Here is a 24,576-nt window from a genome sequence, read left to right on the forward strand (position 1 = left end):
TTTCTAATTAGTCAGACATAAAAACTTAATTTTTCGTTTTAACATCCACGAGTTTAGGATCTGTAAAAATACCACGATCTTTATCAATTCCAAAAACCATTATCACATAGTCTCTATTTTTTCTCATAGGATGAGTCGTTGGAGTTATAGTTATCTCCCCTTGACTAAATTCAAAGTCCTTTTTTCTTAAGTGAATTGATGCCAATTCATACCCTACGGCTTTCAGCTCCTGAGGTGTTCTATTAGGGGCTCTTCCGTCAATGAAGGACTTTCTTTCATGAACGACCATATAGGTATAATTGCTATTTGATGGAGTAACTTTCGCAATGATTCCATTGTTAAGTACTTCTTCGATTTTCACATCAAACGTAAGATCACTGACAGATTGTTCCGGTAGAGTTTTAATCTCTTTATAGAAAATTTCAGAAGTCTCCGTACCATCATAATTGACACCAAAAGCATACACAATGTAAGAGGTTCCCGGTCGTGCCAGTGAAATTCCTGAATAACTCAAATTCTGATTCAACCGAGACCCTTTCGTCGTAAGTTGCCTTAAGGCATCTTCAATAGAACCGGCACTGTTCCAAAAATGTCTTTCATACTCCAAAATACCATTAGCGCCACCTATTTTATCCCACTCTTCCTTTAAAATAGAAGAGAAGTAATAGATACTCTCTTCATCCGAAGGAACAATAGAGAAGTTCGCATCTATTGCTTGTATTCCGTTTATCGTGATATCAAAAGTCAAAGAAAATTTTGGATTTACGACAACTTCGCAAACAGCCTTTACTGATCCTATGGCTGCAGTAATAGTAGCATTGCCTCTGGAGACTCCTCTAACATTTCCATTTTCCACGATAGCAACTTTTTCGTTTGAAGAAGTCCACACAATACGATCGGTAGAAATAGAATTTGGAGTAATTCTGGCTTCAATCACAAAGCTTTCGCCCTCCATTATCTCTTTTGTGGTAGGATTCAAAACGATCTCAGAAGGCACCGGATTAGGAGTAGGATTACCTGACTCTTTTGAGATAACGAAAGTCTGTCCCTTAAATACTATGATGATCGACTTATCTGTCTCCGTAATCTGTAGATCGGAAGTGCTGCCTCCTGTAGCCTCAACAGGTTCGTTGTCTGAGTTCAATACCAGATGCCATGAAGCTCCTCCATCCACACTATATTCCCAATAGTTATTTTTTTTGTTTACTCTCATTATGGGAGTTACTCCGTTTGCTCCATCTTGCCCGGAAGCTTTGATCTTATTACCATCCGAGTCATACATATACTGACCATTGATAGTCCAGTAGAACACCCCATCTTCACCACGCTTTACTCCCATTGATGAATTTGTTCCGTCTGTTCCGTTTTTCAAGACAATCTTATCTCCATTACTCATTTCGAGAAGATAACCACTATTGTCATCGAGGGGGCGATAGCTTTTAATTGAAATATTGGAGCCTTGGGTCTCTAAAAGAGTTTTCATCGCCTTGATGTCTCTATTAGCTCCATCTGTCAATTTTTCAATCTTTGCCAGTCTGGTTTCAACTTCATCCAATCTTCTGTAAACATCCTCAAGATTACTGCAAGCCGATAGCATTAGCATACTAAGGAATAAAAAAAGCATTGTTGTGCATTTTGTTCTCATTAACTTCTCCTTTTTTTAGTTGTTAAAATATAGTTGTCTGATCTGTTCGATCTTCTTTCAAACTCAAGCCTCCCGATAAAGTGTAAATTTCAGAAACGGTTATCTGTTCTCAAGTAGTCCGAACTCCCTGTACAGTTATGCCGAGAGGATAAGCCTCTCATAAGAGATCTATTCCTGTTTTTTTAGAGAGCCAAACAATCTCCATACCAGACTTTACACCAACACAATTCAAGTATAAATGGTTTTTCCCGGCAAAGGTAATATTTATTGTGAATAAAGAGGAGCTTCTTTCCATTTTTTTATTCGGCACTTCCGACTTTATCCATTTGCACACATAATTGGCAAAAAAGTCGTTCAAAAGCACTCCTCGTAGATATACACCTTACAACGGATACATTGAAATGTTTCACATATTTCAGACTCATCCATCGGGGCATAAAGAAACGGTCCGAAGCCAAGTATTCACAGACTGAAAGGCGAACGCTTTAGAAGATACAACCTCTGCACATCAATCATAAAAGCACAAGCCGGCTCCTCCCTCAGACCATATCTACTCCGGCTTTACCGCAACACTTTCTACCCGACTCTGTCCAACGCTTTAAAAGAACAGCTTTCTGGTATTTTCATTTTGTTCATGCCATACTTTATATGGTTTAGAGAGCGAAAGCAAATACCTTTTTATGTATTTCCGAAAAAGTTGATTTATAAGACGTTGATAGAAAGGCGTATCAGCTGCCACTCTATCGTAATAGGTCTGCAGAGTGTCTCTCCTAAAATGCAGAATCTCTTCGAGATTATCTCCATCCGCATACAGCCCACAGTGATAGTTTCGCTCGGCAAAAGCTTTATCAGGAAAGTCGAGAGCGCCCAAGCCTCTTATCTTAAAGTTTTTCTCCAAAAGCTCCTTGTACGTTGTCCGGCAAGACTCTCCTCCTCCAAGATTAAAGATATGTCCTCTAAGCTCTTCCCGATGAGCCACGGCAGCCACTAAGGCACGAGCCGCATCTTGAGGTGTAATGATCTCTATGGGGGTAGACAAAGGCATATAGAACATAATCTTGGAGAAGTGATGGTTACTTGCACCCATCACCATAGTCAAGCGAAAGATGCTCCAGTCGAGCCTGCTTTTCTGGAGCAACTCTTCCATTCGGATTTTGCTCTCGCCGTAGTTGTCCGGATAAGGAGGAAGCAAAGGATCTCCGACACGAATATTCGGATTATTGAGCCGATCTCCATACACAGCCACAGAAGAGGTCATCACCACAAAAGCATTCGGGGAGTTTTTGGTCAGCAAGTCTATTAAGTTCTCCGTGCCGAAGATGTTCACTCTGAATGTCAGATTGGGATCTTCATAGGCCTTAGGAGGAATCACCGAAGCAGTATGAATACAGACATCTACGCCTTTGGTCGCTTCTTCCAGATCTTCCGGCCTTCTGATATCTCCGTAGAACGACTCAATACGATCCCGATACCTGTTCAGAAAAGCCTCGCTTTTACGAGTCTTCAAATCAAAAGCTCGGATATTGTACTTGTGCGACTCGGACAGAAAAAGCTCCAGCGCCCTACTTCCGACCGTCCCGGATGCTCCTGTAATCAGAATGGTTCGCTTCATATTGACATCTTCATTTTTTTGGTTTGTCATCACACACTTTCATATTATAGCCTCCTACGACTCTATCATTCACCGATCGGCTCAACACAAGGGGGATAAAAGGGGTGGTATACTCTGTCTCAAGACAGAAACTCTGCTTTTAGCCTCTTTCCTCTAAAAAAATCGACTTAGAGAAGAAGCCTTAGCTTGACATTCTGGCAACAACCATCTACCAATATTCTTCCGATTCTACTCTCCCCTGTTCAAAACAGAATAGACACCGAAGCTCCGGACTATTCTCAAAGGTGGGATACTACTTGGGAGAGCAAACGATACCAATGGTGAAAGCACTCTCTATCGTCTAAGCAATAAACCGACGAATCTGTTTCGGTCTTCTATCAAATCATTTTCTCTTACTTACATACAACACAAAAGTAACATTTTAAGTCCAATATATCAAATAAATAGCACCAAATATTTGCCCCATTTTCTTCTTTCGTTTCGTCTCCGAACAGGCTCTTTACAGCATCGCTCCTCGTGATCCGATTTGGCTAATTGAAATATCGTTGCTATCTTTGCGTACCAAATGGAAATAATGGTTCCTTGGCCGAGTGGTTAGGCAACGGTCTGCAAAACCGGAGACGGCGGTTCAAATCCGCCAGGAACCTCTACAACAGATGCTCCGAAATCTTTCAGTAAGGTTTCGGAGTATTTCTTTTTGGCTCTTTCTCTTTGTCTGCATATTTTCTTGGGCTTTTTATTTCGGTACTCTTATTCCCTCTCCCCAAAGGGTAAATCTCCTCCCAGAAAAACGTTCTCTGTTTTGAGAAAAAAGGGCAAGCCTATACCCCGTTTCTCTTACCCGAAAAGAGGAGGTTTCCAAAACTCATTTTTATATATTCCATCCCGAAAAATGCTCACTTTTTTCGGCCTCTCTATTTTGATCAGAGGGGTCGTTTTCAGAGCACGACCAAATTGTTAAATCAGAGCTGTTTTATTAACACAATTTCCGATACCTGCTAAGCAAAAACGCTAAACGAGCATATTCTTTTGGCTTAACGTGTTTAATTTTTCAATGAACACGTTTACCGATTTCATTAAACACGTTTACCGGATTCAAATTTTTTCCAAATTCGCGATTTTTCATAATCACATTATTATCAACCCCTTATAGAGGAAAAATCTCTTTTTGCTCTTGAAACAGGAGAGCCGACGAAGCCATTCAAGAGAAATGTCGGGACTCCATTTTTATATAAAAGTTCCCGACAAAAAAGGTGCTTTTATAGGGGTACGGTTACTCCAAAAGAGTACCGATACCTTTGATGATCCACATCAACGCACCCACGATATTGAGCGACACTTCCGGAGCAGCTTTATTGGTTATCGGGTTGTATCGGTATGCCACTCCCAGCTCAACCGGTCCGCAGCCCGGAATATTATAGCCCAAACCGCCTCCAAGAACGGGTGAGTAGAGCAGCCCGTAACGTTGAGGGAAATATCCGGGTAGAGAAGTGAAAGAGCTTGCCGCCGATCCGTAGAAATAGACTCCGGCATCCATGGTGTACTGAAGCCTTAGACCTCCGTAAAACTCACGCCCGGAAAACTGCGATGCATACGGAAGCGTGAAAAAGGAAGCACCTCCGTCAAGGTTGAGCCTGAGGTTTTGCGTGAGAAGGATTTGGGAATGAAGTCTGGGATTGATATAGGTCTGCCCCATGTAAGAGCCGAGCGCAACACCTCCCGTAAGTATCCACTTCTCCGTGGGAGTGTAGCTAAGGCCGGAGTAGATCTCTCCAAACTTTTGGTGTGTAGGAAGATGAAAAGAAGAGAGCTGCCCCATGGAGAGATCGTTGTTCCAAGAAAGCTCTTTGCGCAACTTGAGATCAATGCCGATGGTACGGGAGTCGTGCCGGGTGTTAAAGGCATCTTTCCATTGATGGCTTGAGGCATGCGATTCGAGCCGGAAGCCATTCCAGTCCACCTCCAAAAGTTTAGGGCTGTTGAGCTGAAAGTTGAAAGCCGGAATGCCAAACTGAGAACCGGAGAAGCGTCCCTGCATTGGTCTTCTCCCCTCTTGCTTTATGCCGGCAATATCCACCGTAGGGCGGATGTCGTCTATCTGCTTCCGAACCTGTTTCAGAAGCGCTTCCTCCAGATCTTTAGAGAGCTTGTTGCCCTCAATGCCTTTGCGTTTGAGAGTATCTGTCGGTATAGAGCCGTCCGTCTGAGCCGCTGCGGTAGTAACGATAAAAGCCATCGCAAGCAAGACCAAACAGATGAATGGTTTCGGGAAAGGGCTACACTTCATCACTTGTAAGAGTTATTCTCTATTGTATATGGATGCAACTTATCGGTTCAAAGGTAGAAAAATATAAGTTGAACGGCAATGACAACAATTATAAATAAGCACTCTTTTCACATTCAAGAAGTTAAATATAAAAAAATCCTCCCCGGAAGAGGACGCTGTCTGTGTCCCGACCGGAGAGGATATGCTCTTGCTTCATAAAACCTCTACTTATGGAGGCAGGATATTACCTCACATCTTTCACCTTGATGATGATCTTCCTCTGCACTCCTTCCCCTACAAGCGGAGAGTGGGGGTCTTCGGGAAAAACGATGGTAAGCGTCCCCACGGGCATCGGCAGCGTAAGAGCCGGAGTGTCTTCCCATAGGAGATAATCGCCTTCCGCATCATAAGGCTGACGGATGCTCTTACAGAGATCTTCCGAACTCCAGCCCATATTTTCGTCGAGTCTTAACGGCACATGGATGTCTATGTACTCCCGATGCTGCTCCATAGGGATAAGTCTGTCGGGAGACATAGCTACCTCTGCGACGTTGGCATATATGTTGTCCCCGTCTATCTCGTTTCGTCCCGTAGGCAGAGCGGACAGATCGGTGCTTCTAAGCCAACCGGCTACCGCTTTGAAGTGCGGATTCAACGGGAAGTATCTTTCAAGCTGTTCTAACGTTGTGATAATCATGTTTTGTAAAAAGTGATGAGGTTAGAAATTTTCGCTCTTCATGTCCACATACTTAGGGCGAAGGATGGTGATCTGTAGCAGTAGTGCCACCAGGACGATACCGGCAAGCATGGCAAATCCAAGCCCTAAGTTGCCCTCTCCGGTCCATGCACCGAGTACCTGAGTAATGAGTGCGCCGGAAAATACTCCTACCATGTTCATGAAACCATAAGCGGTAGAGCGAAGATTATCCGGGACAAACTGGCAGAGGATAGGCATATTGTTGGCATCGAACATACCGTATCCCACCCCGAAACATAGGGCTGCACCGATGATCGTAACCATACCATGCCCCAAACCTAAGAAGATAAGCGCAGGGATGGTGAGTGCCAAACCTATGGCTCCGATATAGACACGCCCTCTGAGATTGCGCTGTACCCAACGGTCGCTAAGCATACCGCCCACAATGACACCGACGAAAGAAGAGAAGGCGATAGATATAGTGCTCAACGGTCCGGCGTGTTGCATGTCTATGCCAAGGCTGTCTCGGAAAAGTGTCGGCAACCAGTTTTTGGTAGCCCATCCGGGTAGGCTCGGTGCGGCAAAGTAGATGAGGATAACCCAGAAAGCGACATTGCCGAACAGTCTTTTCAGTCCCTTACCAAACGGAATGGCATCAGGATTGGAAACAGCACTTTTCTGTCCGATGACTGAAACCTCTCTCTTGTCCCGAAGAGCCATGGCAAGCACAAAGGCATAAACGACTCCGGCAAGACCGAAAGAGATAAACGTGGTCTGCCAACTGAAGTGATGCGCCACGGTAGCCCCGAAGCCGCCCAGTGCCTGACCCATGTATAGACCGGTCATGTGTATTCCCACGGCAAGAGAGCGTGTCCGCCCGGTGTGGTACTCGGTGATGAGAGCTAGTCCGGCAGGAATATAGAGAGCTTCGCTGATGCCCATAATGGCACGAAGAACAAAGATCGTATTGTACGAAGAACTCATCCCCATAAGGAATGTAACGGCAGACCAGACAAGGAGACTGCCTACAATGAGCCATTTCCTACTCATGCGGTCGGCTATGACTCCCGCTAAAGGACTCATAAGACCATATATCCATAGGAAAACTGCCATGAGATAGCCAAAATACTTAGGGTCTTGAAGCTCGGATATATCCACCTTCATGCTGTCTGCCATAGTGGATAACATCTGTCTGTCAAGGTAGTTGAGCAGAGCCACAACCCAAAGGAGTGCGACCACTATCCAGGGATATATCTTTCCTGTGATCTGTTTTGATGTTGTCATAAGAGTATAATGTCTGTGATATAAGCATTAGGGCCGCCCCTTCTAACGGCAAAGACCGAAGGAGCGACCCTAAAGTTAGTCATATTCTTATCTTATTCGTACCCTTCGGTTTGCTTGATAAACTCAGGGTCTTCTGCTATCATTTCTCTGGAGATAGGATAGTAGATGAGGTGTTTTTTGTTCTTGTCGAGCTTCTTGACATACTCGAACACAAGATCGTCTCCTGCACGAACAAGATCCCACCAACGTTTGCCTTCTCCGATGAACTCTTTCAGACGCTCATCCAATATGGCTCGCTTGCCTTGAAGCTTGTCTCCATTGTGAACATACTTCTCGAAATCGCTCTCCTTTGCAGCACGTTGGCGCACTTGGTTGATCTCTGCTGAAGGATCTTCTCCAAGCTGATTCTTCGCTTCCGCAAGTAGGAGCAGAGCATCGGCATAACGGTAGATCGGAATATTTTCGTAGTACTTACGAGATCCGTCGCTCTCCAATACACCCATGAACTTAGCGAGGATAGCACCGCGATAGTTCTTTTCATCCTTAAGATTCTTCGGGTCATACTCTCCCTGTTGAGAGAAGAAGAGGATGAAAGTATCCTGTCTCTTGTCCGGAGTTGAGTAGAGCTTTTCTATAATATCAAAGGAAACACCGTTTCTGTTGTGTCCGTTGAACTTGTACTTCTCAAGCTTTTCACCATTCAAATCCACAAAATTGGCAACGTCTGTGTTACGTGCCGTAAACGTGAAGTAGAAGTGTTGAGCCTGATCTTGTTGGTAGTCTATCGTGAAGATAAACTCCTTATTGCGTTCATTGGAAAGACCCCAAAGGCTCTCGTAAGAAACCAAAGAGTAACCCTCTATGGCAGATAAAGCTTCTTTCGCAGCACGGAAGTCTGCATCTCCACCGCCTAATACCTGACCCTTCCAAAGGAGAGCATCGCCTTTGAGCATAAGAGTCGCAGCTTTTGACCAATACACTTGGTTGTTTTTCCACTTACCATTTGTGCCGGCATAAAGCTCTAAAGACTTTTCGATATCCTTGAGGATAAGAGCCATAACATCCGCTTTGGGCGAACGTGCTCTACGCAGTTTGGAAACATCCTTAAGCTGCTCTTCGTTCAGAGGTTCTGTAGTGATGATGACATCTCCCCACGCTTTAAGCATGGTGTAGTAGATAAAAGCACGCATACCGTAAGCCTGCGCCATCATGTTGGAACGCTCAGACTCGTTGCCGAATGGCGCTCTCGGTGCATTGGTAATAAAGTCATTCAACTGGTGGATATAGCCATAGAAGCCAGCCCAATTGGTAAAGACGGTATTCGTTGCATTGAAATCGTTATCGATGAGTATCTGATTTTGGGCAGACTCTGTGGTTATACCACCCCAAATATCCGATCTTGCTTCTCCCATTAAATAGAATGTCGATACAAAATTTCTGAACTGCGCAGCCAAACCAACGTGTGCGCTTCGTACTCCTTCTTCTTGTTCCCAAAATCCGTTGTACGTAAGTTCTGATTTAGGCTTGAAGTCCAAGTTACAAGCCGTAGCGATGACTGCAATCAGAAGTGTATATATATACTTTTTCATATTTTAATCAGTCTCAAAAGTTAGAAAGTAAGATTTAGACCCAAGGTGAATGTCTTAGGAAGCGGATACCTTCCGGTATCAGATCCTCTGTTTTCCTCCGGAATGCTACCGGAATACTTGGTAAAATAGTGCAGGTTAGCTCCTGTAATATAGAATCTCGCATCTTTGATAAGCTTGTTGAAGATCGGCTTACCAAGTGTATAGCTGAGTGTTACTTCACGTAGAGCGAGATAGTCGCCCTTTTCCAATGTTCTTGTAGAGCTGTTCACGAAGTCTCCTTGGTCGGACCCTGCTGCAAGGTGATTCTTTTGCGGGTCGGTAAATCCGTAACGAGGGATATTGGAATCCGGGTTGGTAGGAGACCATGTATCTTTAATCTCCACAGGGCCATTCTGATTACCTTGTGTCTGAGCCAACCCCTTCATACGGCGACCGTTTACAAGATAGTGTCCTACGGCAAAGTCCGTCTTCACATAAAGAGAGAAGCCTTTGTAGTTAAGGTCAGTAGAAAGACCTCCAACAAGCCATGGAGTAGTACGTCCAACCACTATGCGGTCGCGGCTATCTATAATATTGTCTCCATTAAGGTCTTTCCAGCGAGTGTCTCCCAAGAAACGTTTTGTCTTGTTATAGGCAAACTCTACTCTGCGATCCTTGTGTTCGTCAAGTTCGGCTTGTGTTTTATACACACCGTCAAAGACATAAGCAGTAACAAGATCGTAGCCAAGGCGTTCTCCTTCTTGTAGTCCTCCCACGTAGATAGTCTTTGTAGGATCGTTAGGAGACCAGATCTCTCTACCGCCTTGTCTGTTCTTATCAAGACCATTATTCGGAAGAGACTTTGCGTAAGACTTAACAGACGCAAAATTGGCGTTGATGTTCCACTTGAAATCCTTGGTCTTGATTGCTTCTGCATTGATTTGCAGCTCGAATCCCCTGTTTTGAAGCGTACCGTTGTTGGTCTTAATGCCTGAGAAACCTGTCCATATAGGAAGCGTTTGGTCTGCCAACTTATCCATAACATCACGTATGAAGAAGTCTCCGATCAAGGTAATTCTGTTGTTGAACAATCCTAAATCAAGACCGGCATTAAGTGTAGTAGATCTTTCCCAACGAAGTCCGAGGTTTGGAAGAGCTGTATTGACATATCCCTTTTCCGAGTTGTAAGTGTTTGTCAAGCTGTACAAACCTTGAACCGTATAGTTGCCAAGAACGTCGATATTACCATTAACACCATAGCTCAAACGTGGCTTCACGCGAGAAAGGTAGCGAACAAGAGACTCGTTTTCTCTGAAGAACTGTTCGTTGTGAAGGTTCCATCCCACAGAAACACCGGGGAAGAAGCCGTACTTATTTGTACCCAAACGAGATGTTCCATCGTATCGGAATGTGAAGCCGAACAGATAACGGAAGTCGTAGTCGTAGTTCACTTGTCCGAAGATAGAAGCAATAGCATACTCTGTTTTTGAAGAAGATGGTTTGCCGGAAGCCTCTGCTCCTGCATTCATGGTGTGGATAAGGTCTGTCGGCGAAAGTCTTGTAGAAGCATCGAAGGCAAATCCGGAGTTGATGAAATACTCTGACCCTAAAAGGGCAGCTACGTTGTGCTTGTCGAAGAAACGGTCTCGATAGTTTGCAAGAGCCGTAAACTGGTTACGCAACAAACGGTTATGTCCTACCGAAGATGTTCTGTCTGTTCTGAGTGTTCCACCTTCAAGATAAGCCTTGTTGAAGGCCTCGTCGGAGTCGTTTACCGTAAAGTGGCTGCCCTTTGCAGTCAATGTGATCTTATCGGTAAGATTGTAGTCCAACTGAACATTCGCACTCAAGCGTTGTTCCAGGTTGGTTGCAGGGAACTTGTCATGGTAATAAAGCGGGTTACCGAAGTTGTAGCTTGTTCCCGGATGCGGTTTATCCGAGTCTGTTCCATCCGGATTGGTGTACCAGATACGAGTGGTCGGAGCCATACCGGCAGAACGTTGGAACAGATCGTATATTGCGGTATAAGGGTTGTTCAAGTTGGAATGTGCATAAGCCACACTGGAAGAAACCTTGATTCTGTCCGTAATCTTATAAGAGCCGTTAAATGTTCCGGATACACGCTTAAAGCCCGACCCTACAACGAGACCCTTATCATCCAAAAGACCAAGACCGAGATAGTAAGTCGCTTTATCGTTACCACCGTCAAAAGAGAGCGTATAGTCTTGAGCGTAGCTGTTTTGATAGAAGAGCTGAGAGTGGTTGTTCGCCTGGAAGATGAGCTTCTTGGTAGGATCCAACGGGTCTTCGATAGAAGTCCAAGTACCTTTACCGAGAAGGTGTTCATTCTCCGGAGTGAGATACATGGTTGTGTAGATGCTGTTGGTTGCGTTGTTTCCTACACCGGCACCATTGCTTCCGTTCAAGAATGCAGAGAAAACATTCGGGTCGTTACGAACAATCTGAGTATCCTTTATCGCCAAACGGTTGAAGCGAACATAGTCCTCCGCACTCAAATAAGTCATCGGGTCTATCGGACGATTATTGAAAGTGTACTTGGTACGAAAGACTATACTGGAGCGTCCTGCCTTACCTTTCTTTGTGGTAACGAGGATAACGCCATTTGCCGCACGAGCACCATAGATGGCGGTAGAAGCAGCATCCTTCAACACTTCCATAGACTCGATGTCGTCCGAATTGAGTGCGTAGAATGAGCTTGGCACTCCGTCCACAAGGATAAGAGGTGCGCCGGAACCATCGAAGCTGGTACCACCACGCAATACCATGGAAGGAGTAGAACCGGGTTGCCCTGTATTTTGAGTTACCTTAAGACCCGGAATAGTTCCTTGCAACGCTGTGGCTGCATTCGATCTGGGTGCACTCTCCAATACTTTTGTGTCGAGCTTCGATACGGAAGTGGTCATCTGGGCACGCTTCTGCGTAGAGTAGCCCGTTACGACTACTTGGTCCAACACCGTGGAGTGTTCCTTAAGAACAACGTTGATGATCGTGCGTCCGTTCACACGTTCCTGCTGTTCTTCCATTCCGGCGTATGTAAATCTCAAAACGGCATCTTTGGCAACGTTTTCGAGCTTAAACTCTCCTTTCACATTCGTGTACATACCACGAGCAGTACCCATCACACGGACAGTAACGCCAGCCAATGGTTCTTTGTTTGTACCTACCACTTTTCCCGACACGGTGATACCCTGTGCATAAAGGGAAAGAGGAAGGAGCATGAGCAGCATGAGCAACATGCTTCGGAACGCATGATGCGTGCATTTAATCTGTTTCATGATCTTGCAAAAATTATTGATTTGAATTAAACAGTATTTTTATGTCTTTTCTATTGCTTACTTATCTCATCGCACAGAAGCGATGCCTTGACTAACATTCTGGGGATATGGAACGGTCCCTTGAAGATATTTCCCTTTGCAGGCTGTGCCACCGTACCATCGCGATGCAGATAGCCGTACCACTCTCCATACTCTTTATCGGGGAAGTGTGCGTATGTCCAGTCGTGTACCTTCTTGTGCCAGTCGAGATACTTCCTATCACCTGTCAGCTTATAGGCATAAAGCAGGGCTATGATCGCCTCCGTCTGAGGCCACCAGAACTTCATGTCCTGAGAGTAGTCCTGATGAGGGAATCCCTTGGCATCTTTGAAGTTGATGATACCACCATACTCCTCATCCCATCCCCACACCAAAGCATCATCGAGAATGGTAAGCCCGAACTCTTTCATCTCCTCTGCGATGGAGAGTTGTGGGAACAATGCTGCGGCTTCCATAAGAAACCATGCCGTCTCTATGCAGTGTCCCGGATTGATGGTGCGCCCCATGCAGCTGTCTATCATCGTTCCGTCGCGGTTTACAACCTCCAGCAGCGTGCGGTACTCCGGTTTATAGAGTTTGTTCTTTATCAGATCAAACGAAGTGCGAACCTGTTCCGCAAGAGCCGGATCGTCCGAAACATCGCTTATGACACCTGCCACACCAAGCATGATCATTGTGGGGCTGTGTCCTATGCAGTCCATCACCGGAAGATATTTCGGTTCCAAGACTCCCGGAGTAGATAGCCACTCCTGCATCTTCTTGAACAACCTCACCGCTTTCTCCGCATACTCCCGATCTCCGGAAGCCTTGGCATACTCTGCAAAAGCGATTGCGGCGAACGACTCGCTGAATATGTATCTTCTCTTTCTCAGGGGAGTCCCGTCCGCCATTACTTCAAAGAACATCCGTCCATCTTTATCGAAGCAGTGTGCTTCCAAGAAAGCGATGATATGTTTGGATGCATCGAGCCACTCCTGCCTTTTCTCTATATTATTATAGGCATAGGCAAAAGAGAATGCTCCCCGTCCTTGAAACCAGACAGACTTTGTACCATCCATCAGTGTGCCGTCTCTGTCCACACAGGTATATATCCCTCCGTGAACACGATCCAGACCATATTTTAGCCAAAAAGGAAGTATATCCTCCTTCAACTGAGAGGAATAAACCTCTCTATACTGCTGTATCTCCATTTTCTACTCCGTTACAGCTTATTGCAGTGAGTAAAAAAGTCTATGGCTTCAAGATCCGCAAGAAGCTGCTTCTCTTCTTGTTCCGTTACGTTACGGAATGGAGTTCTGTTCGGACCGAGATCAAGCCCGATAAGCTTCATGATACGCTTTCCGCCCACAATGTTTCCTCTGTACTTTACAATGACATTGATCACATCCTGAGCATAGTTTTGCAAGCGACGAGCCTCTGCAATGTCTCCCTTTTTCCACGCTTCTATGATACCCACAAGGCATCTGCCGTTGTAGTTGGTAGTACCACCGATACCGCCTTGCGCACCTCCCATGACAAGAGAAGAGAGGATAGTCTCATCCTGACCATGCAGCATATCATACTTTCCGTCCTTGTAGAGCATACACTGGTTGTATTCGTAAAGGCTCTCGAAGGTGTACTTGATTCCGGCAAACGTAGGCACTTCCACCTCCATCTGCTTGATAAACTCCAACATAGGCAGGAATGCTCCGTTGAATGCAGGGATATGATAATAGTAGAAAGGAAGCTCCGGTGCTCCGGCAGCTATCTCCTTGCAGTACTGTACCAGCTCTTCCACTCTGCCGATCTTCGGAAATGGAGGTGCCATGGCACCGATACCGAACGCGCCGATCGCTTGGGCATGTTCCGCCAATCTGCGACTGCTCTTCACGCAAGTGGATCCGACGTGTACAATCAACTTGAAATCGTCCCACTTTATGGCAGATTTCCAAGCATCCGCAAGCTGGATGCGCTCTTCTTCCGTAAGCATATAGCCCTCGCCGGAAGAGCCATTGATGAAAACACCTGAAAGTCCGTTCTTATGCAGCATCTCTGCATAAGCCGGGATCTTTTCGTAGTTCACTTCGTGCGTATCCTTGTGGAACGGTGTAAATGGAGCATCTATAAGCCCCTTTATTTTCTCAAAAAACATGGTAATAAAGTTTGTCTATTCTTCTATAAAAGGTGTATTCTCTCTTTGTGAAACCATTATGACGCAAAGATAAGTATAGTTTTTATTCAATCGTTATATTTTATCTCCCAATTTGAGAACAAACTTTGATTGTAAATTTTAATTAGTAAATATTTTAAGTCAAATCGAATATTATTATAGCCAGCCGGCATATTTTCTAAAAATATAGACAGATAGAAAAGCAGAAAAAAGCGATTGGCAGAGAAGCAAATATCGGATAGAAATCGGGATAAACGTTAAGACTATTTGATTTTATCGGCAGAGACGCGATGCTCGCCACTCATTATTTCTTTGATAAACGTTAAGACTATTTGATTTTATCCCGTTTAGAAAATGAGTTCATAAGGTTCGGAAGTTCAAGTCAAGGCTTAAAGGTTGCGATTCAAACTTTGATTGATAAAAATCAAGGCTCGGTTTCTGTCCGTCACGCCGTGAAAATGAGATTTGAGCGGATTAAACCGAATTTATATCCCTGTTAAAACAATGTTCTTAAAGCAGTCGGCACAAGTTTGTCAAGCGGTATATTTCCCCGAAAAAGCGACAAAAAAAACCTTGAAAACAGAGTCTCGTCTCCTGCCTTCAAGGTTCATAGGAACAGCCGAATGGTTCCCGGCTACTTCTTTCTATTTTTTCTTTGGATGAAGTAGCGGATATTCCGCTTCATTCCACTCCATTTGGTGCGCGTGAGAGAGGTGCCGAAGAACATGTCTCCATACTCTTTCTCCTCCATTTTGGAGAGCATCTCCAGCGAAAGATCGAGCAACGACTCTTTGGGCAGCAGCTCCAACTCCGTCGTCGGAGGTACGTTCTTGTTATAGGGACACACATCCAGACAGGTGTCGCAACCCACAAGACGAGAAGCCATTTTGCTGTTGATCTCTTCGGGGATCTCTTCCGAGCGGTTTTCTATCGTCCAATAGTTGATGCACTTTCTGGCATCCAACGAAAAGGGAGACAAGGCTCCCGTGGGGCAGGCACGGACACAGCGGTCGCACTCCAAGCAGATGTCCGCTCCGGTATCGGGGAAAGAGAGTGCCTCTTTTCGAGGGAGATCGGTTACCCTTACGGAGGTAAGCAGAGATCCTATCACGCACCAAGAGCCCATGCCGGGTACTATCAGGCAGGTGTTCTTTCCTATCTGCCCCACCCCTGCACGTGCTGCCCAATATCTTTCGGGTATGGGTGCGGTGTCCGTTACACCCCTGTAAGTGTGGGGAAATCTCTGAGAAAGTTTTTCGGCAAGCATCTCTATCCGTTTTTTCAACACCTTGTGGTAGTCTCGCCCTAAGGCGTACTTCGTAATCTTCGGAGCGGATGCCGCCTGCTTCTGAAGAGGAGCGTAGCTCAGTGCGATGATGATAAGTGAGTTGGCTTCGGGCAGTAAGGCTTTGGGGGTTCGCCGTACATCTTCGTAGCGGGTCAGGTATTCCATATCCGCGTGTTGCCCTTCCTCTATCCAGCGATCGAAGCGCTGCTGATACCATGAATCCACATCGGGATTTTCCTCAAGGTCTATTACGCCGATGTTGAATACATTGATCTCCTCTGCCAGAGCTTTGAGGTCTGAAAAAGAAATGGTTGGGAAAGACATCTGTTAACGCCTGATCTACCGGAAAAGAGAGAATGTGTATCCCTCCGAAAGAAGAAAGTCTATGGCTTTAGGCAGGGCATATCTCAGATTTGCCTCGCTTTTGATGGAGTCGTGAAAGACAATGATAGAGCCGTTCTGCACGTACTTGCGGACGCTTTCGAGTGTTCCCTCCGGAGTCTGACACTTGCTGTAATCTCGTGTAACGATGTCCCACATCACCATTTTATATCTCCTCCTAAGACGGAAAAACTGACTCCATCTGAGGTGTCCGTGAGGAGGTCGGAAGAGAGAGGTGTTGAGCCATCTGTCTGCCTTCTCCGTATTTTCGATGAAAGCATTGAAGCCCACTTTCCAGCCCTGCAAGTGATTGAAGGTGTGGTTACCGATGTCGTGCCCTTCCGCTTTGACCTGTTGGAACACCTCCGGATATTTCCGGACATTATCCCCTACACAAAAGAATGTAGCCTTTACCCCTTTCTCTCTAAGCACGGAAAGCACCCAGGGTGTAACCTCCGGTATGGGTCCGTCATCGAATGTAAGATAAACGACCTTCTTGTCTCTTTGAGGAAGACGCCACAATGCGCCCGGAAAAAGGGCACGATAAAGCCGGGGAGGATGCTCGACCAAGGCAGTACACCAAGCAGGCCACATCCCTTTACGTCTACGAGTTTCCACCGAAATAGCTGAGATATTTAAGAACGTCCGGCTCTATGGACTTGTAGTATTCCTCGTTATAAATCTTGCTGATACGAGCTATCGTAGTAGAGACAAGAAGGGCTTCGTCTATCTCTCTTGAGCTTCCGGTCTGTCCGTCGATGGATTGCGAAGCCGCCCAACGCAGAATATCAAGAGAGCGGGATACCATCTCTTTGGAAAGAGCAAGTGCCTCTTCTTCCATGCCTGCATTATAAAGCGCATCCACCATCGGGATAGAGGTGCGTGTGTGCGGTATCACTTCAGCCGGCAACACCTGCAAGCCTTTCTTGAGAACCTCTTGAGCGCGAACGGTATCGCCCTTTGCCACCAAAGCATTGGCAAGTACGGCAAACACTTCTGTCCTGTATCCTTCAAACATTCGTCTCGCATTCTCATCCATGTAGACGCCTTTGCGATCCGCGCCACCCCATCTGAACTTGTTCATGACATTGTCATACATTCTCTCCGTATCCACTTGGGTAGCGATGCTGTCGCCTGCACGGAAAGGAAGTACCCTGTATGCAAGACCGGTCTGACGGAAGTACGGCTTCATGCCAACGTATTCACTGTCCGGTACGGTAGTGCAATAGTAGATAGGACGTTCAAAGTTGTTGTTCGCCATGATATTCAATATCACACTCTCGTGTTTACCTAAAAGCTGTTTCTCTTTCATGTTGAAGATCATCTTTCGAGAGGTCGGGATGAATGCGGTATCGGCAGGATAGATCGCGCCTTTACGGATCAGATCATCCGGATCATATTGTAAGCTGAACGTTTCGGTGGGGATATAGTCTATTTGACGATTGACATTCGGCAATGTTTTATTCTTCGGATCTGTGCTTGTAGCGAAATCGAGAGCCTTGTCGAGCGCAACGGTATCTTGCAGGATAGGCACCACATAAATCACGGAGAGCTTCTCCCCGGCATACTGATTCGGATGCCAGCTTATCGGAAGCGCTTTACTGTCGTACATATCCTTCTTCATCTGATCCACGTACCAGTCTGCTTGCAAGTACGAAGTATTACATACCCTGAGGTCTCGACGTACTCCTTCCACCTCTTGAGCGTACCAAAGTGGGAACGTATCGTTGTCTCCGTTACAGAAGATTATGCCATTGGGGTCGCAAGATTCGAGATAGTTGTATCCGAAATCCGAAGCCAGCGTACGCCCATGCCTGTTGTGATCATCATAGTTCTGCGCAAAGACAAGAGCCGGAACGAACATACAGAGCAGCGTTGCTATGATCGGAGCTTTCTTGCTTTCTGTTCCCTTGAAAACGTAATAGTCTATAATCTCACTGATATATGCCACTCCGAACGCAATCCAAATAGAGAAAGCGTAGAAAGAAGCGGCGAAAGTATAATCTCTTTCACGTACTTGGTAAGGCGACTGATTGATGTACAGGATAATGGCCAAACCTGTCATAAAGAAGAGCATGAATACGATAAAGAGTGTTTCCAGGCTCTTCGGACTCTTGGACGCATTCCTGGAAACGAGCAGGAAGAATATACCCAGCAGACCCAAAAGGAACGGCAGCATGAAATACTTGTTCTGTCCCTTGTTCTGCTTCATGTGCTCCGGCATGCTATCCAGATCTATACCGAGCAAAATGTTATCCAGCGGAGTGATACCGGTGATCCAGTTTCCTCTTGTCGCTTCACCCTGTCCGGCAAGGTCATTTTGCCTTCCGCTGAAGTTCCACATAAAGTATCTCCAGTACATGTAACCCACTTGGTAACGGAAGAAATAGGTAAGATTGTCTCCGAAAGTAGGCACCACCACGGTCTTCATCTGCCCACCATCGTTCACGCTCATCGTTCTTCCCTTGTGGTCGCTCCACATTTTGTAACCTTGTGGAAAGTGTGCCTGCGTGCTGTTAAAGACACGAGGGAAGAGCATATTCATATCCGATCTGTATACCGGCTCCTGTACTGTCAGTTTTTCGTAGCGGTCTTTGTCTGTCTCGGAGCTCTTTGAAGCGCGCTGCCACTGTACCGACTCTTTGAACTTAGTGGAGCCGTCGCTGTTTCTTTCCGGCAAAGACGCATAGGTTTTACCATAAAGATGCGGAGTGGATCCATACTGCTCACGAGAAAGATACCTCTTCAAAGTAAAGACATCTGACGGATTGTTCTGATTGAGTTGAATATCCGAATTGGCACGGATAAGGATTACCCCATAAGTGGATACACCGACAAAAAACACCGCAAGGCAGAGCATTGCCAGATTCATCAGCTTTGAGGTGAAAGAGGGACGGGTAAATGCCCACCATGCGATAAGCACAATGATAAGCACCGGCACTATCCAGCTGCTTCCCATGAAAGGGATACCCATCAGGATCACCACAACAAGGAAGATTGCCTGCATCAATCGTCTTCTCGGTTCGATGCGGATACTCTCCACATAACCCACGATGAGCAGTAGAGAAAGTACTATCAGATAGAGGATAAGACCGCTGTTGAACGGCAATCCCAAGAGGTTCACGGTAAACAGCTCAAACATTCCCGCCACAGCCGGAGCACCCTGAACGATACCGAACATAACGATAGCGATAAGCGCAAAAGAGCCCAACAGAGCCCCGATAGAGCCTTTGAAGGTTGGGTTAGGAGATCTCTTGTAATAGTAGATAAGCCCCATCGCCGGCAAGCAAAGCAGATTGAGCAAGTGTACTCCGATGCTAAGCCCCATCAGGTAAGCGATACCCACAATCCAGCGATCCGCCGTACTGCTGTCCGCAGCCGCTTCCCACTTGAGCATGAGATAGAATACAAGCGCCGTAAAGAGGGATGAAAAAGAGTAAACCTCTGCCTCCACCGCGCTGTACCAGAACGTATCGGTAAACGCATAGAGCAGAGAACCCACCAGGGCAGACCCTAATGCCACATAGCTCATATAGCCTCCCATGCGACCCTCAGCCTGCTCCTCTTCCGAGCGCACAAAGCATCGGCGCACAAGGTGAGAGATACTCAAGAAGAGCAGCATCACGGTGGCACCACTCATCAGTGCGCTCACCGTATTGGCTGCAATGGCTACATGATTGGAGCCGATGGGAAGAATGGTAGAGAAGAAGTTGTACACCAACATATAGAATGGTGCTCCGGGCGGGTGTCCGACCTCCAAACGGTCGAATGTGGTAATAAACTCCGGACAGTCCCAAAGGCTGGAACTCTTCTCCATAGTCAGGATATAAACAATAGAAGAGAGTAGCATCACCACCACTGCTCCTATCATCTCTATTCTCTTGAATATCTGTTGTTTCATACTTCTGCTGTTTTTACTACGTTTCAGAGTAGTTTAGCCGCAAAGTTAATCATTTTGACGCATTTGGTACATCTATTCTCCGTTTATGCCTATCCCTTTCCCCTTTTCTTCCATTCGCCTCTCCTCAAAAAAGTCAAAACCATGTCCCGATTTCCCGACCGCAATAGGGCATTCGAGACGGGAGCTTTTATATAAAAACGGATACCTGAAAATCTCTCCGAAAAGATCGTTCCGAAATCCGATTTTTGTACTCAAAGGAGAAGACAGTTCCGTAAACATCATGTTTCCAGAGCAATATGAAAAATCTCAAATTCGGAAAAAATTTTTCTTCAGTCCGTTTCATGGGGCTTTTTCGCGTTAATTGGTGTAAATTTTAACACCCTTTCCTGTGAACGTTTCCTAATAAAGAAATCTGCCTTTTCAGGGGCTTTTTAGGGCAAAAATACATAAACGATTGATGTTTAGCGTTTTAATGATTTTAGCTAAACACGTTAATCGAATCCGGTAAACGTGTTTAATGAAATCAGTAAACGTGTTCATTGAAAAATTAAACACGTTAAGCCGACAAAATATACTGCTTTATTGTTTTGGCTTAACAGCTATCGGAATTTGTGTTAATAGAACGGGGTAGATTTAACAATTCGGTCGCGCTCTGAAAACGACCCCTCAGAGCAAAATAGAGAGACCGAAAAAAGCGAGCATTTTTCGGGATGGAATATATAAAAACAGAGTTGAAGAGGGAGGTATAAGGCATGCTTCGGAGCATAAAAAATGATCCCGAAAAGAGCATCTCTTTCCGGGATCATTCCATAACATATCGTTCGGTAGGTGTCCTACCTGTAAATCTTCTTGGGATCTACCACAACCACCTCTCCAAGCTTTGCAAGAGCTTTCATATCGAGCTTCTTAGGATTGCCCACTACGACATAAGCCCTCGGATGACTCTGCTGTAACTTCTCCGATATATACCGGGCAAACTCCGGTCTGTCCACACTCTCTATCCGGTTCAATAACCAAAGAGCCGGATCTTCATCGAAGCCGCGTCTTACGGCTCTCACCGCCATCTCACTCTTTTTACGGAATGTAGGATAGTTGTTGGATGCGGCACTTCTGAGAGCTTCTTGTGCATACTCTATCCGCCCTGCATCTTCGGGCTTGACGCTCAATAGGGAGTCGAGCAGCAGCAAAGCCTCCGTAGCCTTGTCTCCCTGCGTGGAGAGATGCGCCTCCAATATGGTTGCTTTGCTTGTCTGAGCACGTTTGGAGGGGAGATAGCTCACGGAGTATGCTCCGTATGCAAGCGATCTCAACTCGCGCACTTCCTGGAAAAGCAAAGAGTTCATACCGCCTCCCAAATAGACTCTGTAAAGTTCGAGATAAGCACGCTCCTTGTCGCTCTCGAAAGGAGGAGCAAAGAGATAACCTTTGATAATGGTCTGCGTGCTCTTCTTGTCGGGCAAGATGTAGAGGTAGGGCTTCTCAGGCACAACGGCATCAAGGTCTATGGGATTGGCTGTCCGCTCTTCGACCTTATCCAAAGGCAGGTACTGCTTCAGCAATGAAGCCACTTGCTCCGCAGACTCATTACCCACATAGTGGATGTCGCACTCTTTGGAGAGAACGCTTTTCAGCTCTCCCACAAGGCGGTCAGCTTTAAGGGCTTTTATCTCTTTTAGGGACAGCTGTGTTGCGTAGGTCGATTTATCTCCGAAGCGAACCCATTCGGAGAGCGCCTCACCCATATCTTGCGAAGACTTCAAGATGGCTTTTCGGGAGATTTTCTTATTCTCCACCAACTTCTTCAAAGCCTTCTTTTCTCCTTTCACATCGGTCAGGAAGTGTCCGAGAAGCTCAAGAGTCGGTTTCAGTTGTGCGTCAAACCCTCTCACGTTAATCGTAAAGGTTTCGTTGTATGCCTCGAAAGAGAGTGTCGCTCCAAGCTGTTGGAGCTTGTCCTTAAAGTGGTCGCTGCCGTGCCGAGACGTGCCCAGCAGAGAGAGATACAAGGCAACCTGTTCGAGAACAGGGCGTTCGTAGATTCCGACCTGATAGTTCAGCTTGAGCGTGAACAGGTCGTTTATAGGATTCGCTCCCGTATAGAGCTTCACCAGATCGTTGCCCTCTATCACGCTTACCGGCTTCGCATCTGTCTCGAAATCGAGGAAACGAAGATCGCTGTTGCCTACCGGAAGTGTTTCGAGAAAGCGTGCAAACTCCGACTTAGCCCCCTTGTTGTGAAGAGGTAGAGGCGCAAAAGGAGGTTTCTGTATCCGGTCTTTGGGGTATCTGCCCGTCTTCTTGGAGACTTGCAGATAGTTTCCGGTGAAGTAGCGATTCACCACATCCACCACATCCTGCTTGGTAAGGCTGCGCACTCTCTCCAGCTTTTGGTGGTGAGAAGACCAATGCTCTCCTGCGGCAAAGAGAGAAGCGTATGTCCTGCCCCTGCTTGTGAGATCTTCCAAAAGGGTTGTGTAGTCTTGCAACATCTCATTCTTGAGCTGTTGGAAGAGATCATCGCCAAACTCTCCTCTTTTGACCTGCTCCAAGATCTTTGTTGCCTCTTTCTGTGCAGAGGATATGGTGCCGAACGGAAGCTTTGGAACAAAGAAGATAGCCGCGGCTCCCATATCGTTCATATTGTTAAACTGTGCGCCGGCAGTCATTACCTTGCCCGTCCGATAGAGTTTATCCAAAAGCCCGGTCTCCCCTTTGTTGGAGAATATACGGATAGCAACCTCCATGGCAGCCTCATCTTCGTGTCCGCTTGGTACTCCTCGCCAAATGAGGACACGCCCCTGAATGAACGGTATAGGGAATTTGACGGAAAACTGCTCTACCCCATTGAACGGACGAGGCTGTTCGCACACCGGACGAGGCGGATTGCCGGGACGGATGCGCCCGAATGTCTTTTCCAAGACAGGAAGCACCTCTTCCTCCGAGAAGCTTCCGCAGAGGATAAGACCCATATTGCCTGCAACGTAGTACGTGTTGTAGAACTCCTCCATCTTCGCCAAGTCGGGCTTCTTGAGGTTCTCCGTACTTCCGATGATGGTGTACTGGTAAGGGTGTGGAGCGGCTACTCGTGCTATCACTCTGTCCATAGCCTCTCTTCCCATGGCATCGGAGTACATATTCTTCTCCTCATAGACGGTCTCCAGTTCGCTTTGGAAAAGTCTGAATACCGGGTTGATGAGTCTCTCGCTATTGAGATAACACCAGTGCTCAAGGTATTGAGGAGAGAAGGTATTGAAGTAAGCCGTACGGTCCCAACTCGTATAGGCATTCAGTCCGGAGCCTCCATACTTCGAGATGAGATTGGTAAACTCATTCGGGATAGCATATTTGGCTGCCTCTATGGATAGCGTATTGATGCGCTTCTGAATATCTTCGATCTCTTTCGGATCCGATGTTTGGCTCAGCAGGCTGTACTGTTTCTTGATTTCGTCAAGTAGCGGTTTCTCCTTCTCGTAATCTACCGTACCGATCTTATCCGTCCCTTTGAACATGATGTGTTCAAAGTAATGAGGAATACCGGTATTGGGAGAGTCTTTCGCACCGATACGTACAACGAGGGTGCCGATCACTTTGTTTTGGGAGTGATCCTCGTTGAGCCAGACGGTAAGACCGTTAGAGAGACGATGCTCTGTTACTTTGGAGTTTTGTGCATTCAGTGAGGGAATGGTCATAAGCAGTAGAAGTAAGACTTGCTTAACGCGCAAGGAGGAAGCGAATATCGTCTTCATGGCTCAACTCTTTAATCTCTTCTCCATACTTAAACAGGCGCATGGTGCGTTCTCCCAAGAGTTCGATTTTTTCTCCTTCCACCCATAGACGAGAGCCTTCACGCAGTCCTGCGACATACATGTGCGGATTAGCCTTGATGTATTCCAAGATACGCTGCTCTCTTGTCTCTCCTCCGTGACCGTCGGGATGAGCATCAAGATAGTGCGGATTGATTTGGAAAGGAATAAGATTAAAGGCACGGAAGCTCTCCGGTTCTACGATAGGCATATCGTTGGTCGTGCAGATGGTCGGACATGTTACGTTACTGCCGGCACTCCAACCGATATATGGCACTCCTGCCAATACCCTTTCGCGGATGGCTTGTATGAGTCCCATCTGTTGCATCATCTTGGTCAGCATAAACGTGTTACCCCCTCCCACGAAGATGGCAGACGCTTTCATGACGGCTTCTATCGGATTGGAGCAAGTGTGTATGCCCGTTACTTTCACACCGATAGCCGCAAGGGCGTTGTTCACCTTAGCCGTATAAGCGTCATACTCTACGGTAACGCCGGCAAATGGAATAAAGATGATATTATCTGTTACTGCGCCAAGAAAACGCTTGATATCCTGTAAAGGTTTTTCGAGATAGCTCTCTCCGGGAGAGGCTGAATTGGAAATAAGAAGAAGTTTCATACTCTGTAGTTTTTATTGGTTTATATTC

15 protein-coding genes and 1 tRNA gene are annotated in these 24,576 nt (G+C 46.2%); 2 read left to right on the forward strand and 14 right to left on the reverse strand.

What is annotated here, in order from left to right; genetic code table 11:
* Nucleotides 1-25: 25 nt before the first annotated feature.
* Together JT26_RS04415 and JT26_RS04420 are read right to left on the reverse strand one after the other, a co-directional pair.
* Nucleotides 26-1,645, reverse strand: a complete 1,620-nt coding sequence (locus JT26_RS04415; protein ID WP_081966386.1) for a PL29 family lyase N-terminal domain-containing protein — start codon at nucleotides 1,643-1,645, stop codon at nucleotides 26-28.
* Between the two features lie 598 nt (nucleotides 1,646-2,243).
* Nucleotides 2,244-3,287 (reverse strand): NAD(P)-dependent oxidoreductase, encoded by a 1,044-nt coding sequence (locus tag JT26_RS04420; protein WP_200879742.1) that lies wholly within the window; start codon nucleotides 3,285-3,287, stop codon nucleotides 2,244-2,246.
* Nucleotides 3,288-3,443: 156 nt separating this feature from the next.
* Between JT26_RS04420 and JT26_RS10810 the strand changes: the two genes are divergently transcribed.
* On the forward strand, nucleotides 3,444-3,581 hold the full coding sequence (locus JT26_RS10810) for a hypothetical protein (RefSeq protein ID WP_160217634.1): 138 nt from the start codon (nucleotides 3,444-3,446) through the stop codon (nucleotides 3,579-3,581).
* Between the two features lie 252 nt (nucleotides 3,582-3,833).
* Nucleotides 3,834-3,904 (forward strand) — tRNA-Cys (locus JT26_RS04425).
* A 626-nt stretch (nucleotides 3,905-4,530) separates the two neighbouring features.
* Here the strand turns inward: JT26_RS04425 and JT26_RS04435 are convergent.
* From JT26_RS04435 to pepE, 12 genes are all read right to left on the reverse strand, one after another.
* Nucleotides 4,531-5,544 (reverse strand): hypothetical protein, encoded by a 1,014-nt coding sequence (locus JT26_RS04435; RefSeq protein WP_152566989.1) that lies wholly within the window; start codon nucleotides 5,542-5,544, stop codon nucleotides 4,531-4,533.
* A 223-nt stretch (nucleotides 5,545-5,767) separates the two neighbouring features.
* On the reverse strand, nucleotides 5,768-6,220 hold the full coding sequence (locus JT26_RS04440; RefSeq protein ID WP_036846796.1) for a YhcH/YjgK/YiaL family protein: 453 nt from the start codon (nucleotides 6,218-6,220) through the stop codon (nucleotides 5,768-5,770).
* Between the two features lie 21 nt (nucleotides 6,221-6,241).
* On the reverse strand, nucleotides 6,242-7,504 hold the full coding sequence (locus JT26_RS04445; protein ID WP_036846799.1) for an MFS transporter: 1,263 nt from the start codon (nucleotides 7,502-7,504) through the stop codon (nucleotides 6,242-6,244).
* A 92-nt stretch (nucleotides 7,505-7,596) separates the two neighbouring features.
* Nucleotides 7,597-9,093 carry a RagB/SusD family nutrient uptake outer membrane protein gene (locus JT26_RS04450; protein ID WP_036789630.1) on the reverse strand — a complete coding sequence of 499 codons (1,497 nt, stop codon included), beginning with the start codon at nucleotides 9,091-9,093 and terminating at the stop codon, nucleotides 7,597-7,599.
* Nucleotides 9,094-9,113: 20 nt separating this feature from the next.
* Entirely contained in the window at nucleotides 9,114-12,368 is a 3,255-nt protein-coding gene (locus tag JT26_RS04455) for a TonB-dependent receptor (protein ID WP_081966387.1), read from the reverse strand.
* 50 nt (nucleotides 12,369-12,418) lie between these two features.
* Nucleotides 12,419-13,597 carry an AGE family epimerase/isomerase gene (locus tag JT26_RS04460; RefSeq protein WP_036846802.1) on the reverse strand — a complete coding sequence of 393 codons (1,179 nt, stop codon included), beginning with the start codon at nucleotides 13,595-13,597 and terminating at the stop codon, nucleotides 12,419-12,421.
* Between the two features lie 11 nt (nucleotides 13,598-13,608).
* Nucleotides 13,609-14,538 (reverse strand): dihydrodipicolinate synthase family protein, encoded by a 930-nt coding sequence (locus JT26_RS04465; protein ID WP_036789626.1) that lies wholly within the window; start codon nucleotides 14,536-14,538, stop codon nucleotides 13,609-13,611.
* 652 nt (nucleotides 14,539-15,190) lie between these two features.
* Nucleotides 15,191-16,168, reverse strand: a complete 978-nt coding sequence (gene queG / locus JT26_RS04470; RefSeq protein WP_052089685.1) for a tRNA epoxyqueuosine(34) reductase QueG — start codon at nucleotides 16,166-16,168, stop codon at nucleotides 15,191-15,193.
* A 15-nt stretch (nucleotides 16,169-16,183) separates the two neighbouring features.
* Complete coding sequence (locus JT26_RS04475) at nucleotides 16,184-16,819, reverse strand: polysaccharide deacetylase family protein (protein ID WP_036789624.1); 636 nt, start codon at nucleotides 16,817-16,819, stop codon at nucleotides 16,184-16,186.
* Between the two features lie 10 nt (nucleotides 16,820-16,829).
* Nucleotides 16,830-20,126, reverse strand: coding sequence for a DUF2723 domain-containing protein (locus JT26_RS04480; protein WP_052110354.1), 3,297 nt, complete (start codon nucleotides 20,124-20,126; stop codon nucleotides 16,830-16,832).
* An 833-nt stretch (nucleotides 20,127-20,959) separates the two neighbouring features.
* Nucleotides 20,960-23,872, reverse strand: coding sequence for a pitrilysin family protein (locus tag JT26_RS04490; RefSeq protein ID WP_052110355.1), 2,913 nt, complete (start codon nucleotides 23,870-23,872; stop codon nucleotides 20,960-20,962).
* Nucleotides 23,838-24,548: a dipeptidase PepE gene (gene pepE, locus JT26_RS04495; protein ID WP_036846812.1), complete on the reverse strand. Its 711-nt coding sequence runs from the start codon at nucleotides 24,546-24,548 to the stop codon at nucleotides 23,838-23,840. The genes JT26_RS04490 and pepE overlap by 35 nt, the downstream gene beginning before the upstream one ends.
* Nucleotides 24,549-24,576 lie beyond the last annotated feature (28 nt).

Source organism: Porphyromonas sp. COT-108 OH1349, from assembly GCF_000768755.1.
Classification (GTDB): domain Bacteria; phylum Bacteroidota; class Bacteroidia; order Bacteroidales; family Porphyromonadaceae; genus Porphyromonas_A; species Porphyromonas_A canoris.